At 71.7% G+C, this 15,481-nt stretch carries 16 protein-coding genes and 1 pseudogene; 12 read left to right on the top strand and 5 right to left on the bottom strand.

The genetic code is table 11. The features are described from left to right. Positions 1-98 precede the first annotated feature (98 nt). The 7 genes and pseudogenes from rplS (at position 99) to E0H26_RS16215 (ending at position 4,782) form a co-directional block, all read left to right on the top strand. On the top strand, positions 99-455 hold the full coding sequence (gene rplS, locus E0H26_RS16185) for a 50S ribosomal protein L19 (RefSeq protein WP_131304487.1): 357 nt from the start codon (positions 99-101) through the stop codon (positions 453-455). Between the two features lie 184 nt (positions 456-639). Continuing rightward, positions 640-1,514, top strand: a pseudogene (gene lepB / locus E0H26_RS16190) (signal peptidase I). 9 nt (positions 1,515-1,523) lie between these two features. Next, the gene (lepB, locus tag E0H26_RS16195; RefSeq protein ID WP_131304489.1) at positions 1,524-2,159 is read left to right on the top strand and encodes a signal peptidase I; all 636 of its coding nucleotides are present in this window, start codon (positions 1,524-1,526) and stop codon (positions 2,157-2,159) included. 90 nt (positions 2,160-2,249) lie between these two features. Continuing rightward, entirely contained in the window at positions 2,250-2,738 is a 489-nt protein-coding gene (locus E0H26_RS16200; protein WP_131304490.1) for an NUDIX hydrolase, read from the top strand. Beyond that, the gene (locus E0H26_RS16205; protein ID WP_131304491.1) at positions 2,732-3,544 is read left to right on the top strand and encodes a ribonuclease HII; all 813 of its coding nucleotides are present in this window, start codon (positions 2,732-2,734) and stop codon (positions 3,542-3,544) included. Before E0H26_RS16200 ends, E0H26_RS16205 begins: the two co-directional genes overlap by 7 nt. Further along, complete coding sequence (locus tag E0H26_RS16210; protein ID WP_007075222.1) at positions 3,541-3,864, top strand: DUF2469 domain-containing protein; 324 nt, start codon at positions 3,541-3,543, stop codon at positions 3,862-3,864. The genes E0H26_RS16205 and E0H26_RS16210 overlap by 4 nt, the downstream gene beginning before the upstream one ends. 180 nt (positions 3,865-4,044) lie before the next feature. Then, complete coding sequence (locus E0H26_RS16215) at positions 4,045-4,782, top strand: murein hydrolase activator EnvC family protein (protein ID WP_420812853.1); 738 nt, start codon at positions 4,045-4,047, stop codon at positions 4,780-4,782. Here E0H26_RS16215 and E0H26_RS16220 read toward each other — a convergent pair. From E0H26_RS16220 to E0H26_RS16240, 5 genes are all read right to left on the bottom strand, one after another. Further along, positions 4,670-5,851 carry an aminotransferase class V-fold PLP-dependent enzyme gene (locus tag E0H26_RS16220; protein WP_131304492.1) on the bottom strand — a complete coding sequence of 394 codons (1,182 nt, stop codon included), beginning with the start codon at positions 5,849-5,851 and terminating at the stop codon, positions 4,670-4,672. The two genes, E0H26_RS16215 and E0H26_RS16220, sit on opposite strands and share 113 nt — an antisense overlap. A 110-nt stretch (positions 5,852-5,961) precedes the next feature. After that, positions 5,962-7,251 (bottom strand): tyrosine-type recombinase/integrase, encoded by a 1,290-nt coding sequence (locus E0H26_RS16225; protein ID WP_206025170.1) that lies wholly within the window; start codon positions 7,249-7,251, stop codon positions 5,962-5,964. 58 nt (positions 7,252-7,309) lie between these two features. Beyond that, positions 7,310-8,500 carry a DNA-processing protein DprA gene (dprA, locus tag E0H26_RS16230; protein WP_131304493.1) on the bottom strand — a complete coding sequence of 397 codons (1,191 nt, stop codon included), beginning with the start codon at positions 8,498-8,500 and terminating at the stop codon, positions 7,310-7,312. Then, complete coding sequence (locus E0H26_RS16235; protein WP_131304494.1) at positions 8,497-10,014, bottom strand: YifB family Mg chelatase-like AAA ATPase; 1,518 nt, start codon at positions 10,012-10,014, stop codon at positions 8,497-8,499. Before E0H26_RS16235 ends, dprA begins: the two co-directional genes overlap by 4 nt. Next, positions 10,014-10,373, bottom strand: a complete 360-nt coding sequence (locus E0H26_RS16240; RefSeq protein ID WP_131304495.1) for a YraN family protein — start codon at positions 10,371-10,373, stop codon at positions 10,014-10,016. Before E0H26_RS16240 ends, E0H26_RS16235 begins: the two co-directional genes overlap by 1 nt. Before the next feature lie 192 nt (positions 10,374-10,565). On the opposite strand from E0H26_RS16240, the gene E0H26_RS16245 reads away from it, so the two are divergent. The 5 genes from E0H26_RS16245 (at position 10,566) to frr (ending at position 15,252) form a co-directional block, all read left to right on the top strand. Further along, positions 10,566-11,510: a hypothetical protein gene (locus E0H26_RS16245; RefSeq protein ID WP_131304496.1), complete on the top strand. Its 945-nt coding sequence runs from the start codon at positions 10,566-10,568 to the stop codon at positions 11,508-11,510. A 340-nt stretch (positions 11,511-11,850) separates the two neighbouring features. Further along, positions 11,851-12,735 (top strand): 30S ribosomal protein S2, encoded by an 885-nt coding sequence (rpsB, locus tag E0H26_RS16250; protein ID WP_131304497.1) that lies wholly within the window; start codon positions 11,851-11,853, stop codon positions 12,733-12,735. A gap of 133 nt (positions 12,736-12,868) precedes the next feature. Further along, positions 12,869-13,696, top strand: coding sequence for a translation elongation factor Ts (gene tsf / locus E0H26_RS16255; RefSeq protein WP_131304498.1), 828 nt, complete (start codon positions 12,869-12,871; stop codon positions 13,694-13,696). Positions 13,697-13,846: 150 nt separating this feature from the next. Continuing rightward, positions 13,847-14,614, top strand: a complete 768-nt coding sequence (pyrH, locus tag E0H26_RS16260; protein ID WP_131304499.1) for a UMP kinase — start codon at positions 13,847-13,849, stop codon at positions 14,612-14,614. 80 nt (positions 14,615-14,694) lie between these two features. Further along, positions 14,695-15,252: a ribosome recycling factor gene (frr, locus tag E0H26_RS16265; RefSeq protein ID WP_131304500.1), complete on the top strand. Its 558-nt coding sequence runs from the start codon at positions 14,695-14,697 to the stop codon at positions 15,250-15,252. Positions 15,253-15,481: the final 229 nt, after the last annotated feature.

Genomic DNA, 15,481 nt, shown 5'->3' on the forward strand with positions numbered 1-15,481 from the left:
CGACCGGGGCCGGTTCTCGCCGACCACCATCCGGGGATCAGTATCACCCATCCGCGCGCCGAGTGACGGTGCGCCGTGAGCCTCACGAGGACATCGCGATGAACATCCTGGACGCCCTTGACGCCGCGTCGAAGCGCACCGACCTTCCCGACTTCCGTGCCGGTGACACTGTCAAGGTGCACGCCCGGGTGGTCGAGGGTAACCGGTCCCGGGTTCAGATCTTCCAGGGCGTCGTCATCCGCCGCCAGGGTGACGGACTGCGGGAGACCTTCACCGTCCGTAAGCTCAGCTTCGGCGTCGGTGTCGAGCGGACCTACCCGATCAACAGCCCGGCGATCGACCGGATCGAGGTCGTGACCCGTGGTGACGTGCGTCGGGCCAAGCTCTACTACCTGCGGGAGCTGCGGGGCAAGAAGGCCAAGATCAAGGAGCTGCGCGAGAAGCAGCCGAGCTGACCTCGCACTGCGCCACGCCGCCTAAGCTGCGCGTATGTCGTACGGGCCAGGTCGCACTACCCTGGTCGGTACGGGCGCAGCGGCGCGGCGACCCGCCCTGCGCGGCGGGTGACCTCCACTACCGCCCGGGGAGTCTCGACGAGACTCCCGGGCGGTAGTCGTTTCTGCGGACCGGGGAGTGGGCGTGGTACAGGCGCTTGACGACAGCGGCTCGGTTGATCCGTGGCGACGACGTGCCCGACGCAGCAAACCGCAGATGCCGCTCTGGCAGGAGCTGCCGCTGCTGCTCGTCGTCGCCTTCTGTCTCGCGGTGCTGATCCGCACGTTCCTGCTCCAGGCGTTCTTCATCCCCTCCGGGTCGATGGAGGACACCCTGCTCGTCGGTGACCGCGTGCTGGTCAACAAGGTCGTCTACAACGTTCGGGATCCGCAGCGCGGCGAGGTGGTGGTCTTCCGGGGCACCGACCAGTGGGTGCCGCAGGTCGACGTGGAGCCGCCGGACGGTTTCGCCGACCGGTTCGGCCGCACCGTCGGCGATCTGGTCGGCGTCGGTCGCCCCGGGGAGAAGGACTTCATCAAGCGCGTCATCGGGCTGCCGGGTGACCGGGTGAGCTGCTGTGACGAACAGGGGCGGGTGCTGGTCAACGGCACCGCGCTGGACGAGTCGGCGTACGTGCTGCGTGACTCGCCGCTGGATCTGCCCCCGAACCCGCAGGAGTGCCGGTCGCGGCGGTTCGAGGAGATCGTGGTGCCGCCGGGCCAGATGTTCGTGCTCGGCGACCACCGGCTCGTCTCGCAGGACGCCCGATGCCAGGGCACGGTGCCGATCGACAACGTGGTGGGACGGGCCTTCGCGGTGGTCTGGCCGTCCAGCCGCTGGCATTCCCTGCCGGTGCCCGAGACGTTCGCCACCGTGGCCCCACCATCGACGGCAACCGGAGGCGCCGCTCCACCGGTACGGCCCACGACCGACGGAGGTGTCGTGCTGGTCCTTCCGATCGCGGCCACGCTATCCGTTCTCGCGCGTTCCGCGCGGTGGCGCCGATCCGGGCAACGTAGGCTCCTTCCGTGATTGACGAGCAGACCGACAAGTCGAGCCATTCCTTTTGGAAGGAACTGCCCATCCTTCTCGGGGTGGCGATCGTGGTCGCGGTATTGGTGCGGGCCTTCGTACTGCAGACCTTCTTCATCCCCTCGCCGTCCATGGAGAACACCCTCAAGATCGATGATCGGGTGCTGGTCAACAAGCTGGTGTACAACTTCCGGTCGCCGCACCGCGGCGAGGTGATCGTCTTCAAGGCGCCCGTCGAGTGGAGCGGCAACCCCGCTGGCGAGGACTTCATCAAGCGGGTGATCGGCGTCGGCGGTGACCGGGTGGTCTGCTGCGACGACCAGGACCGCCTGGTGCTCAACGGGGTGTCGCTGGACGAGCCGTACATCTTCTCGTTCGACGGTCACCGGGACAAGCCGGCGGACCAGGAGTTCGACGTGGTCGTGCCGGAGGGTCGGCTCTGGGTGATGGGCGACCACCGCTCCGCCTCCGGCGACTCGCTGGAGCACTACCAGCAGTCCGGGGAGAACATCACCTCGGCCACCATCCCGGAGAAGGATGTCGTGGGCCGGGCCTTCACCATCTTCTGGCCGTTCAGCCGGGCCACCCTGCTCACGGTGCCCGAGCAGTTCGAGGCGATCCCCGGATCCTGACGGCGCGGGCGCGGTGCGCCGACAGAGCCTGGGTGCGGCAGGTGGGACGGGGACGTGGGCGTTGTCGGCGGCGTCTGGCAGTCTGGTGCGGTGACGGACTACACCCCGAGGCGCGCCGCCCGGGTGCTCCTGGTCGACGGGGCTGATCGACTGCTGCTCTTCCGCGGCTCCGATCCGGCCCGTCCGGAGGGCGGACGTTGGTGGTTCACCCCGGGCGGCGGTCTCGACCCAGGGGAGACGTACGCCGACGGCGCGGCCCGCGAACTGGCGGAGGAGACCGGGTTGCGGCTGGCCGTGGCGGAGTTCGGTGAGCCGGTCCACGCCGACCTGACCGAGTTCTCCTTCGACGGGGTGTGGTATCGGCAGGAGCAGCGGTTCTTCCTGGTCCGGGTGGCCGCACACGAGGTCGACACGACCGGCTTCAGCGAGGTCGAGCGGGGCAGCGTCGACGGCTACCGGTGGTGGTCGGTGCCGGAGTTGAGCAGCACCACCGAGCGGTGCTACCCGGTGGACGTGGCGGCGATCCTGACCCGTGCGTTGACCGGCGTCACGACCGCGACCGGCGGTGCGGCATGCTGACCCCGCCGCGCACGGTGGTGCGTCGGGAGGCCGGGCTCTACGCGCTGGAGCGGGCGTTGCAACGGCGCGGGTTCCGGTACGTCGCCGGCGCCGACGAGGCCGGCCGGGGCGCCTGCGCCGGGCCGCTGGTGGCCGCCGCCGCGGTACTGCCCGAGGGGCGGCGCGGCGAGATCGACGGGTTGGCCGACTCCAAGCTGCTCACCCCGGCGAGCCGGGAGCGGGTGTACGACGAGGTCGTCGCGCGTGCCCTGGCGTACGCCGTGGTGATCATCCCCGCCGAGGAGGTCGACGCCCGAGGGCTGCACGTGTGCAACCTGGCGGCGATGCGCCGGGCACTGGCCTCGCTGACCGTGCGGCCCGAGTACGTACTGACCGACGGGTTCGGCGTCGACGGCCTGGACGTGCCCGGGCTTGCCGTGTGGAAGGGCGATCGGGTGGCGGCCTGCGTGGCGGCGGCGAGCGTACTGGCCAAGGTGACCCGGGACCGGATCATGGTCGAGTTGGACGCGACACATCCCGGCTACGGCTTCGCCGAGCACAAGGGGTACATCACCGCCGATCACACGGCGGCGCTGCGCGAGCACGGTCCGTGCCGGGAGCATCGGTTCTCGTACGTCAACGTCGCCACCGTCTCCGGCCTCGACGGCCGTCCGCCCCGCTCGCGTCGACCGCTGGGCGCAAGCCGGGACGAGCCGATGGAGCGCTCGGGCTCCGCAGGGGGTACCGTCGGCGTGGCGTTGGGCGAGCAGCCTCAGCGTCCGGCGCCGGTGGGGGAAGATGTGGTCATGGAAGGCGGAGTGGAATGAGCGCGGAAGATCTCGAAAAGTACGAGACCGAGATGGAGCTACAGCTCTACCGGGAGTACCGCGACATCGTCCGTCAGTTCTCCTACGTGGTGGAGACCGAGCGGCGGTTCTACCTGGCCAACCAGGTCGACCTGCACGTGCGCAACTCCGACGGCGAGGTCTACTTCGAGGTCGAGATGCACGACGCCTGGGTGTGGGACATGTACCGCCCCGCGCGGTTCGTCAAGAACGTCCGGGTGATGACGTTCAAGGACGTCAACGTCGAGGAGCTGGAAAAGCCCGACATCTCCCTCCCCGCCGACTCCGGCTTCGGCGGCTGAACCCCGGTCGGATCCCGGCGGACCCCCACCCGCCGCGAACGGTCCACACTGGCGGATCGGCCGCTAGACGGCCATAGCAGATCATCTCCTTCGGCGTGGGCTGTCCACAGCGTGCTTCGTCGTCCACAGGCGACCCCGGCCGGTCGGCGAACCTGCGCGGAGCCCGGCAGGCTCACCGGCATGCCGACCCGCTCCCGTGCGCTCACCGCTCTCCTCCTCGTCCCGCTCGCCGCGTACCCGCCAGCGGCGTCGGCGTTGACCGCCTGTGCGTCGCCGTCGTCGGCCTTTGCGTCCGCGTCGGCGTTGTCCGCGTCCGCGTCGGCTCCGTCGGCGTTGTCCGTGTCCGCGTCGTTGTCCTCGCCGTCGTCGTCCGCGGCTTCGTTCGGCGGGCGGTATCGGTGGCCGGTCGACGGCCAGCCGCGGCCAGCCCGCCGGTTCGATCCGCCGCCCCGACCCTGGTTGCCCGGCCATCGTGGCGTCGACCTGCTGGCTCCGGCCGGTGCGACGATCCGTGCGGCCGGCGCCGGCACGGTCCGGTACGCCGGCATGGTTGCCGGCCGCCCGGTGATCTCGGTGGACCACGCCGACGGGCTGCGGACCACCTACGAGCCGGTGGAGCCGATGGTCACGGTCGGCACGCTGGTACCGGCGGGCACCGTCCTGGGCGTCCTGGAGCCCGGACACCCGGGTTGTCCGGAGGCCGCCTGCCTGCACTGGGGGCTGCGCCAGGGCAACGACTATCTCGACCCGTTGGCCCTGCTCGGCCTCGGCCGGTCCCGGCTACTGCCGCTCGCCGAGGAGCCCGTCACCCCTGGGCGAGCAGGGTGGGCAGCCGGACGGCCAGCCGGTCGTACTCGTCAGGCGAGTTGTACACCTGGCCGCAGAGTCGCAGCCAGCCGCGTCCGTCCCAGCTCATGACCGCGACCTGGGTGGCGAGCCGCTCGGCGATCCGGGCCCGCAGCGCCCGCGCGGCCTCGATGGTGGTGGCGAGCCCCGCCGGCAACGGGATGATCCGCATGGCGACCGTTGGTCCGCCGGGGTCGGGCAGGTCGGCCGGCGGCACCCCGAGCGCGTCCCCCACCACCCGCTGGCCGTACGCCGCCAGCGCCGCGTTGTGCGCACGCACCCGATCGACGCCCAGCGTACGCAGCGTGTAGAGCCCCGCCGGGGCGCTCAGCCAGGCGGTGTAGTCCGCCGTCGCCTGCCACTCCATCCGGCCCGGAAAGCCGGCCGCCTGTTCCCAGGAGACCACCAGCGGCTCGATCCGCTCCTGCCACTGCGGGGCGACGGTCAGCACCGCCGTGCCTCGTGGCGCGTACCCCCACTTGTGCAGATTGCCGACCCAGAAGTCGGCGCCGATGCTCTGCACCGTCGCGGGCAACATCCCGGGCGCGTGCGCGGCGTCGACCAACACCGAGATTCCGTGTTCCCGGGCCACCCCGACGATGGCGGCGACCGGGAACAGCCGTGCCGTGGCCGAGGTGAGCTGGTCGACCACGAGCAGTCGGGTGCGGCCCGGGCGCAGCCCGGACCGGACGATCTGCACGATCTCCTCGTTGGTGGCGGACAGCGGCACCCGCAGCACCCGATGTGTCGCCCCGGTGCGGCGACATTCCCGGAAGACCGAGAGGTCGACCGCACCGTAGCCGTGGTCGGTGGTGAGCACCTCGTCGCCGGGGCGCAGGCAAAGGGACTGGAGCACCACCGCCACGCCGGTGGTCGCGTTCATGGTCAGCGCGGTGCCGTCCGGGTCGGCACCGAGAAACCCGGCCAGGTGCCGGCGGGCGTGCGTGATCCGGTCGGCCAGGCCCTGGGTGAAGAAGCGCAGCGGATCGGCCTCCATCTCGTCGCGCAACCGCTGCTGGGCCCGCTGCGCGATGATGGGCACCGCGCCGAACGAGCCGTGGTTGAGGTGGCTGACCGCCGGATCGAGGGAGAAGAGCAGGCGGGCGCCCGTGATCGGCTCAGGCGGCGGCGGAACGCTCACCACATGATCGTAACGCCGCCCCCGCCCCCAATACCCCCGCACGCAATGGATCTTGGTGCGAAGCCGCCCTTCCAGAGGCGCTTTCATACCAAGATTGCGCGCGAGGTGGGTCAGGCGCGGGGGTGGGCCTGACGGTATGCGTTGCGTAGCCGGTCGACGGAGACGTGGGTGTAGACCTGCGTACTGGCCAGCGAGGAGTGTCCCAACAACTCCTGCACCGCGCGCAGGTCCGCGCCGCCCTCCAGCAGGTGCGTGGCGGCCGAGTGGCGCAGCGCGTGCGGGCTGATCCGGGGCAGGCCGGCGGCCTGCGCGTAGCCACCGACGATCCGACGGGCGCTCGTCGGGTTCAACCGACCGCCCCGTGAGCCGAGCAGCAGCGCGTCGCGGGAACTCGGGACCGCGAGCACCGGCCGTCCCTGCCGCAACCACTCGTCGAGGGCCCGTTGGGCCGGCAGGCCGTACGGCACGGCCCGTTCCCGTCCACCCTTGCCCCGTACCCGGACCACCCGCCGGCCATGATCGACGTCGGCGATGTCGATGCCGCACGCTTCGCTGACCCGTACCCCGGTGCCGTAGAGCAACTCCAGCAGCGCCCGATCCCGCAACAACACCGCCTCGGCCACCCGGTCGGCCGGCCCATCGCCGACCCGGCGTCGACCAGTCGCGCTGCCACCCACCCCGTCGCCGTCGCCCGCCCCGATCCCGCCCTCAGCCCTGGTCCCGCCCTCAGCCCCGATCCCGCCGTCAGCCCTGGTCCCGCCGTCAGCCCCGGTCCCGCCCTGAGCCCTGGTCCGGTCCGCTGCCTCGGTCCTGTCCGCTACCTGGGTCCCGGCCGCTGATTCGGTCCTGTTCGTTGTCTCGGTCCTTGCCTCTGCCCCGGTCCCGTTCGCTGCCTCGGCTCGGACCTGTGCCCCGGTCGGGTCCGCTGCCTCGGTTTGGTTTGCTGCCTTGGTTCCGGGGCGGGTCGGTGCCTCGACGAGGAGTACGGCCTGGTCGGCGCGGAGCACGGTGGGCAGCGTGCGCTGCGGGCGGGGACTGGCCAGTGTGGCGGCCACGTCGCTGGGCAGCAGTCCGCCACGGTGGGCCCAGGCACTGAACGTGCGCGCCGCCGCCGCGCGCCGGGCCAGTGATGCCCGGGCCGCTCCCATCGTCCGCTGCTTCGCCAGCCAGCTGCGTACCGTGTCGAGGCTCAGTCCAGCCAGGTCGGCGCAGCCCATTCGGTGCGCGTGGTCCAACAGGGACACGAGGTCGGCGACGTACGCCCGCACGGTGTGCGGCGAGCGGTTGCGGACCGAGGCGAGGTGACGGGCGAACTCGTCCACCGCGTCCCGCAGCGGCTCCGGCAGCGCCGCGTGTACGGCCTGGGTGCCGCGGGCGTCCCGGCTTTCCGTACCCCGCACGGGCTCCAGCGTAAGACCGGGCGGCGCCGTCCGCGAACCAGCAGCTCAAGACCGCGGCTCACCGGGAATCGCGGGGCCCTGGCCGTGCCGGCACGGCCAGGGCGTAGCCGTCGTCGCGGCGTACCACCAGAGCCAACTCCTCCAGCAGGGACAGCTTGCGTAGCACCGTGCGTACGGCCAGGCCGGCCCGCGTGGCGAGGTCGTCCACGCCGACCGTGCCGCGTCGGGGCATCGCCTCCACGATCGCCCGCGCGTCGTCGTCGAGCACGTCGGTGGGGTGGTCCGGGCCGCGTGGCACCGGGGCCAGCTCACCGATCCGGCCCACCTCCTCCAGCACCTGGGCGAGACCGGTCACCAGCCGGGCCTGCGGCTGCTCGCGCAGGATCTCGTGGGCGCCGACGGACATCGCCGAGGTGACCGGACCGGGTACCACCATCGCCGGCCGGTCCAGGGCGAGGGCCCGTCTGGTGGTCTGGGTCGCGCCGCTGCGCGCCGCCGCCTCCACCAGTACGGTGCCCTTGGTGCCGGCCGCGATCACCCGGTTGCGGATCAGGAAGCGGGGGCGAAGTGGTTCGGCACCCGGCGGCCACTCGCTCACCAACAGCCCGGAGTCGGCGATCCGGTCGAACAACGCCGCGTTGCCCATCGGATAGGGGCGGTCCACCCCGCAGGCGAGCACCGCTACGGTCCGGCCACCCGCGCTCAGCGCGCCCCGGTGCGCGGCGGCGTCGATGCCGAACGCCCCGCCGGAGACGACCGTCCAGTCCCGGTCCGCCAGACCGTAGCCCAGGTCCCTGGCGACGTGGAGGCCGTACGGCGTGGCGGCCCGCGCACCCACCACTGCCACGGACCGGTCCAGCGCCTCGGCCAGCGGCCACGCCCCGCGTACCCAGAAGCAGAGCGGTGGGGCGGTCTCCACGTCGACCCGGCGGCGGACGTCCGGCAGCCGAAGATCGCGTAGCTGCTCGACCGTTTCGGGCCACTCGTCGTCGCCGGGTACGACGACGCGGGCGCCGAGCCGGTCGGCACGGTCGAGCGCCTCGGCGCCGATCGCCCGGGCGTCCCCGGCCCGGCTGCGCGCCGCCACGCTGTCGCGTAGTCCTTCCTGCGGCGCCCCACCGTCCAGCAGCAGCTCCAGGGCGGCCACCGGGCCGAGTTCGTCGACCAGCCCGTGCACCGAGCGGGTACCCGGCTCGGCGAGCCAGGTCAGTGCCACCCGGGCCAGTACCTTCTCGTCGTACGTGCTCACGTTCCTTCTCCCGTCCTGAGCTGGATGGCCTCGCCGACGTCGTGCCGATCCGGGCGGGCCCGCCCGTCGAGATCGGCGATCGTCCAGGCGAGCCGGATGACCCGGTCGAAGCCGCGGGCGGACAGCGACCCCGAGTCGAGCCGGGCCCGTAGGTCGGCGGTGTCCGAAGCCGGCAACTGCCACGGCGGTCGGCGCAGATAGGTGCCGGGTACTTCGGCGTTGAGCCGGCGGCCCAACGCTGACCAGCGGCTCGCCGCTGCCGCGCGGGCGGCGACCACCCGGGCCGCCACCATCGCGGAGGACTCGTGCGCGTCCGGCGCCATCAGTTCGGCGGCGCGCATCGGCAGCAGTCGTACCTGCAGGTCGATCCGGTCGAGTAGCGGGCCGGAGAGCCGACTGAGGTAGCGGCGGCGGGCCTGCGGGGGACACTCGCAGCGCTCGTCGCCGGCCGGGTTGGCGCACGGGCACGGGTTGGCCGCGAGCACCAGCTGGGCCTGGGCGGGGTATTCGGCGCCGCCCCGGCTGCGGGCCAACAGCACCCGGCCATGCTCCAGTGGCTGGCGCAGCGCCTCCAGGGCGGCTCGGCTGAATTCCGGAGCCTCGTCGAGAAAGAGGACCCCACGGTGGGCGAGCGAGATCGCTCCGGGCCTGGCCAGACCGGCCCCGCCGCCCACGATCGAGGGAATGGTCGCGGTGTGGTGTGGGGCCTGGAACGGCGGGCGGCGGAGCAGCCCGCCGTCGGCCGGCAGCAGCCCGGCGATCGAGTGCAGCGCGGTCACCTCCAGCGCGGCGGCGTCGTCCAGCGCCGGCAGGATCGACGGCAGGCGCTCGGCGAGCATGGTCTTGCCGGCGCCCGGTGGCCCGATCAGCGCCAGGTGGTGACCGCCGGCGGCGGCCACCTCCAGGGCCCGCCGGCCGAGCCCCTGCCCGGCCACCTCGGCCAGGTCGGGACCGGACGCGGCCGGCGGCGGGACGTGACGGGGCGGTTCGATCAGCGGCGCGCCGTCGCGGACGAACGCGACCAACCGGTGCAGGGTGTCCACGCCGCGTACCCGTAGCCCGGGCACGACCGCGGCCTCGGCGGTGTTGGCGACCGGAACGATCACCCGCTGGACGCCGGCCCTTGCCGCCGCGGCGACCATCGGCAGTACGCCCCGCACCGGCCGGACCGTGCCGTCCAGGCCCAGTTCGCCGAGGATCACCACGCCGTCCAGCGGCGCCAGTGGCAGTTCGCCGGAGCCACCGAGCAGGGCCACCGCTATCGCCACGTCGAACGCGGAGCCGAACTTGGGCAGGGTGGCCGGCAACAGGTTGAGGGTGATCCGGCGGTTCGGCCAGCGCTGGCCCGAGTTGACCACTGCGGCCCGGACCCGGTCCCGCGCCTCGTGCAGCGCGGTGTCCGGTAGCCCGGAGATGACCAGCCCGGGCAGGCCGGGTGCCAGGTCCGCCTCCACCTCCACCAGGTGGCCGGTGACGCCGACCAGCCCGACGCAGAGCACCCGGGCGTAACTCATCAGAAGGCCCCCTTGAGGTGCTCGACCTGCGCCCGACCGGCGTACGGCAGCAGGACCGAGATGACGTCGAAGCGGATCTCGTCGGCGGTGGTGGCGGTGGCCGCCAGCCACGCGGCGGCGAGTCGACGCAGGCGACGGGCCTTCTCTGCCACCACCGCCTCGGCAGGGGTGCCGAAGTCCTGGTTGCGGCGCGTCTTCACCTCGCAGATGACGAGCACCGGCCCGTCCCAGGCGATGATGTCGATCTCTCCGGCGGGGCAGCGCCAGTTCTGGGCCACCGGGCGCAGCCCTGCCTCGATCAGGTGTCGGACGGCGCATCGTTCCCCGTACCCGCCGACCGCCTGGTTCCGCTTGGTCATGGCCGGCACCCTGCCCGCCGGGAGCGCGTCGAGGTGACCCCGCCGGTGCGGCCTGTGGACGACCGGAGGTGTTGTGGACGGCCGGACGATCATGCCCTCGGTGTGCTAGGGGCAGCGGGTGACGAATCAGCTCCTTACTCTGCGTACCTGGTCGAATTGCCCTACCCCATCGCTGGCCAGGCGCGGGGCAGAATGGCGGCCGGCTGGTCGGTCGCATACGGTGCCGGCGTGGACGGACGACGTAGCTTTGCCGATGATCAGGAGTCGCGCTGGTACCCGGGTGAACGCGACCGTGGTTACAGCGACCCGGATTGGCGTGGCGCAGCGGAGGCGCGGTACCGGGACGACGAGCCGCGGGCGACTCCCGAGCAGCGGGCCGACGACGAGGACTCGTACAACATCTCGGCGCGGCGCTTCGGCGGCGCGGATCCGCTCGCCGACGCCCCGGCCGAGACCGAGCGGTACCGGGCCTCGCGCGCCCGGCGGGCCGAATCGGCCGATCCGGAGATCTCCGGCGAGTTGCCCACCGAGCGTGCGGGCCGCCGCGCCGCCCGGGAGGCGAGCCCGCAGGCCGCCGGGGATCCGCTGCGCAGTGACCCGACGCGGGCCGCACCGCTGGTGAGCGACCCGGCCCGGTCCGCGTCGCTGGCCGGATACCCGATCGTCGAGGCGAAGCGGGGGGCGGAGGCGGTGAACCCGCTGGAGCAGCCGACCGGGCCGATGCCGCCGGTGGCGCCGCGGGGTGACCTGCCGGCGGGGGAGCCCGGCTTCCAGCAGACCGCTGGGGAGGCCGGCTTCCAGGCGCCGGGCGTACCGTCGGGGTTGCCGGGCGACGGCGTCTACCGGACCCGGCGGCCGGTGCTCGCCGTGCTGTTCGCCGCGCTGGTGGTGATCTTCGAGGTGCCGGCGCTGAGGGTGTTGCTGCACGGGGCGATCGGGGATCCCGTCTCCGCCGCCGACGTGCTGGTGGGCACCTTCCTGGTGGTCGGCCTGCCGATCTTCGCGGCCGGCCTGTACGGGCTGCGGACCACCGGGTTCTCGCTGACCGACGGGGCGCGCGGTTGGCTGCGGCCGCCGACGGCGTACCTGACCGTCGGGCTCGCGCTCTTCTTCGCTGCGGCCCTCGCCGCCGGCTGAGCTGTCGGCTGAGCTGTCGGCTGAGCTGTCGGCCGTCGAGGGCGGGCGCCCGCCCTCGACGGCGCTCGGCAGCTGTTAACAGGGGGCCCTTCCTCGACACGAGGCGTTAATAGGGTGCCCTTCCTTGCACCCGGGGGTGGGGCGGTGGGGGAGGGGCGTACACTGGTCGACTGGCGACCGCCTCGCGCGGTCGACCTCGCGTGCCCTCCTCACGAATCGTCGTGTGGCGGCGGCCTCCCTGGTCCCGACCCTGTCGGGCCCATCATGGCCGACCACTGGGCACCAGGACGCCCGGCCGCCGGCCGGGCGGGACAACCAGGGATCGCAAGGAGTGCAAACCATGGCCGTCGTGACCATGCGTCAGTTGCTGGAGAGCGGTGTTCACTTCGGGCACCAGACCCGGCGCTGGAACCCGAAGATGAAGCGCTTCATCTTCACCGAGCGCAACGGCATCTACATCATCGACCTGCGCCAGACCCTCGACTACATCGAGAAGGCGTACGAGTTCGTGCGCAACACGGTGGCCGAGGGCGGCAGCATCCTGTTCGTCGGCACCAAGAAGCAGGCCCAGGAGGCGATCGCCGAGCAGGCGACCCGGGTCGGCCAGCCGTACGTCAACCACCGCTGGCTCGGTGGCATGCTGACCAACTTCCAGACGGTGTACAAGCGGCTGCAGCGGATGAAGGAGCTGGAGGCCCTCGGTGACCTCAGCGGCACCGCCGCCGGCTACACCAAGAAGGAGACCCTGCAGCTCTCCCGCGAGAAGATCAAGCTCACCAAGACCCTCGGTGGTCTGCGGGACATGCAGAAGCTGCCGGCGGCGGTCTGGATCGTCGACACCAAGAAGGAGCACATCGCCGTCGACGAGGCCCGCAAGCTGGGCATCCCGGTGATCGCCGTGCTCGACACCAACTGCGACCCGGACGAGGTCGACTTCCCGATCCCGGGTAACGACGACGCGATCCGTTCGGCCGAGCTGCTGACCAGGGTCGTCGCGGCCGCCGTCGCCGACGGTCTGATCGCCCGTTCCGGCCGTCGCCGTGGTGGCGACGAGAAGCCGGAGGCGGGTGTCGCCACCGACGAGCCGCTGGCCGAGTGGGAGCGCGAGCTGCTCGAGGAGCCCAAGAAGGCCGACGAGCAGCCGGCAGCTGAGCAGCCGGCAGCCGAGCAGCCGGCAGCCGAGCAGCAGCCGGCCGAGCAGCCGGCGGCCGTTTCCGGGCAGTGACCGCGCCGCCGTCTGGTCACCGTCGGCTGCGCTGACGGTGACCGGCGGCGACCAGGCCGGCAGGAACCTCCCGGATCCGGGTAACCGGCACCTCAGACCATCCCATCGCAATCTCAACACCGAAGAGAGAGCCATGTCCCAGATCACCGCCGCGGACGTCAAGAAGCTCCGCGACCTGACCGGCGCCGGCATGATGGACAGCAAGAAGGCCCTGACCGAGGCCGAGGGCGACTTCGACAAGGCCGTCGAGATCCTGCGCGTCAAGGGCGCGAAGGACGTCGGCAAGCGGGCCGGTCGGACCGCCGCGAACGGCCTCATCGCCCACGCCGGCCAGGCCCTGCTCGAGCTCAACTGTGAGACCGACTTCGTCGCCAAGAACGACGCCTTCATCGCGCTGGCCCAGCAGTTGGTGGAGCACGGCGAGCGCTCCGGCGTGAGCAACGCCGAGGAGTTGCTGGCCAGCGAGATCGACGGCCGTACGGTCGCCGACCTGGTCCAGGAGCAGTCCGCCAAGATCGGCGAGAAGCTGGTGCTGAACCGCTTCGCCAAGCTCGACGGCACGGTCGCGGTCTACCTGCACCGCAAGGCCCAGGACCTGCCCCCGGCGGTCGGCGTGCTGGTGCAGTACGCCGGCAAGACCGACGAGGCCGGCGATGCCGACGCCCGTGGTGCGGCCATGCAGATCGCCGCGATGCGTCCGCAGTACCTCACCCGGGACGAGGTGCCGGCCGAGGTCGTCGAGTCCGAGCGGCGCATCGCCGAGCAGACCGCCCGCGAGGAGAACAAGCCCGAGGCGGCGCTGCCGAAGATCGTCGAGGGTCGGGTCAACGCCTTCTTCAAGGACTTCGTCCTGCTGGAGCAGTCGTCGGTCACCGACAACAAGAAGTCGGTGAAGCAGGTGCTGGCCGAGGCCGGCATCGAGGTCACCCGCTTCGTGCGGTTCGAGGTCGGCCAGGCCTGAGCCGCCGCCGGGCGCGGCGCGCCCGTGGGCTGAGCAACGACATGACGAGGAGGCCGCCGGTGTACGCGATGCACACCGCGGCCTCCTCGTCCCATAAGGTCGGCAAGGGCAGGTACGCACCCGGTGCACCGGTGGGGGAAGGACGGGCGGATGACGCAGGTTGTGAGTGACCGACCGCTGGCGGCGGACGACCCGACGGCACCGCCGCCCGGCCGGTCCCGGCGGGTCGTGTTGAAGCTCTCCGGCGAGGTGTTCGGCGGCGGCGCGATCGGCGTCGACCCGGATGTGGTGCAGGCCATCGCCCGGCAGATCGCCACGGTGGTGCGTCGCGGGGTGCAGGTTTCCGTGGTGGTCGGTGGCGGCAACTTCTTCCGTGGCGCGGAGTTGCAGAAGCGGGGCATGGACCGGGCCCGGGCGGACTACATGGGCATGCTCGGCACCGTGATGAACTGCCTCGCGTTGCAGGACTTCCTGGAGAAGGAAGGCATCGAGACCCGGGTGCAGAGTGCCATCACGATGGCCCAGGTCGCCGAGCCGTACATTCCGCTGCGCGCGATCCGGCACCTGGAGAAGGGCCGGGTCGTCATCTTCGGCGCCGGGGCGGGCATGCCGTACTTCTCCACGGACACGGTGGCCGCCCAGCGGGCGTTGGAGATCCACGCGGACGTGGTGCTGATGAGCAAGAACGGCGTCGACGGGGTCTACACCGCCGATCCGCGGATCGACCCGACCGCCAGCAAGTTCGACTCGATCACCTTCTCCGAGGTGCTGCGCCGCAACCTGCGGGTCGCCGACGCCGCCGCCTTCAGCCTGTGCATGGAGAACGGCCTGCCGATGCTGGTCTTCGGCGCACAGGGCGACGACACCATCGTCCGGGCGGTGGGCGGCGAGAAGATCGGCACGCTGATCACCACCTGAACCGACCGTCGATCCGACCCTGACGGTCCCGGTGACCCGACAAGCCCCATGACGAGCACAAGAAGGAGGCGAGGAGAGCGGTGATCGACGACACCCTCCTCGAGGCCGAGGAGAAGATGGAGCGTGCGGTCGAGCACGCCAAGGAGGAGTTCGGTGCCATCCGCACCGGTCGCGCCACTCCGGCCATGTTCTCCAAGATCATCATTGACTACTACGGCAGCCCGACTCCGCTGACCCAGATGGCGTCGGTGGGCATCCCCGAGCCGCGGATGGCCATCATCAAGCCGTACGACAACTCGCAGATCAACGCCATGGAGAAGGCGATCCGCGACTCGGACCTCGGGGTCAACCCGAACAACGAGGGCAACCAGCTGCGCATCCTGCTCCCGCAGATGACCGAGGAGCGCCGCCGCGACATGATCAAGGTCGCCCGGCACAAGGGCGAGGAAGCCAAGGTCGCCATCCGTAACATCCGCCGTAAGGGCAAGGAAGAGCTGGACCGGCTCGTCAAGGACGGCGAGGTCGGCGAGGACGACGGCCGTCGCGCGGAGAAGGAACTGGACGACCTCACCCAGCGCTACGTCGCGCACGTCGACGAGCTGGTCAAGCACAAGGAAGCCGAGCTCCTGGAGGTCTGACCCGCCCGCCTGCCGCCCACCCCAGCCCCGCCACATCGATCGGGAAGTTGTCGTCGCCAGCGGTGCGTCGCGGCGACAACTTCGTGATCGACGCGGTGGGGGTCGAGGGTACGGGTGGATACTGGTGCGGGCTGTGGGGCGGACAGGTGCAGTAGGCTCGGCACGATTCCCGGTGACCCGGTGGTGAAGGGTGGGAATCGGTCAGCCGACCGGCCGGCAAAATCAGACG

This window comes from Micromonospora zingiberis (genome assembly GCF_004331455.1).
GTDB lineage: Bacteria > Actinomycetota > Actinomycetes > Mycobacteriales > Micromonosporaceae > Micromonospora > Micromonospora zingiberis.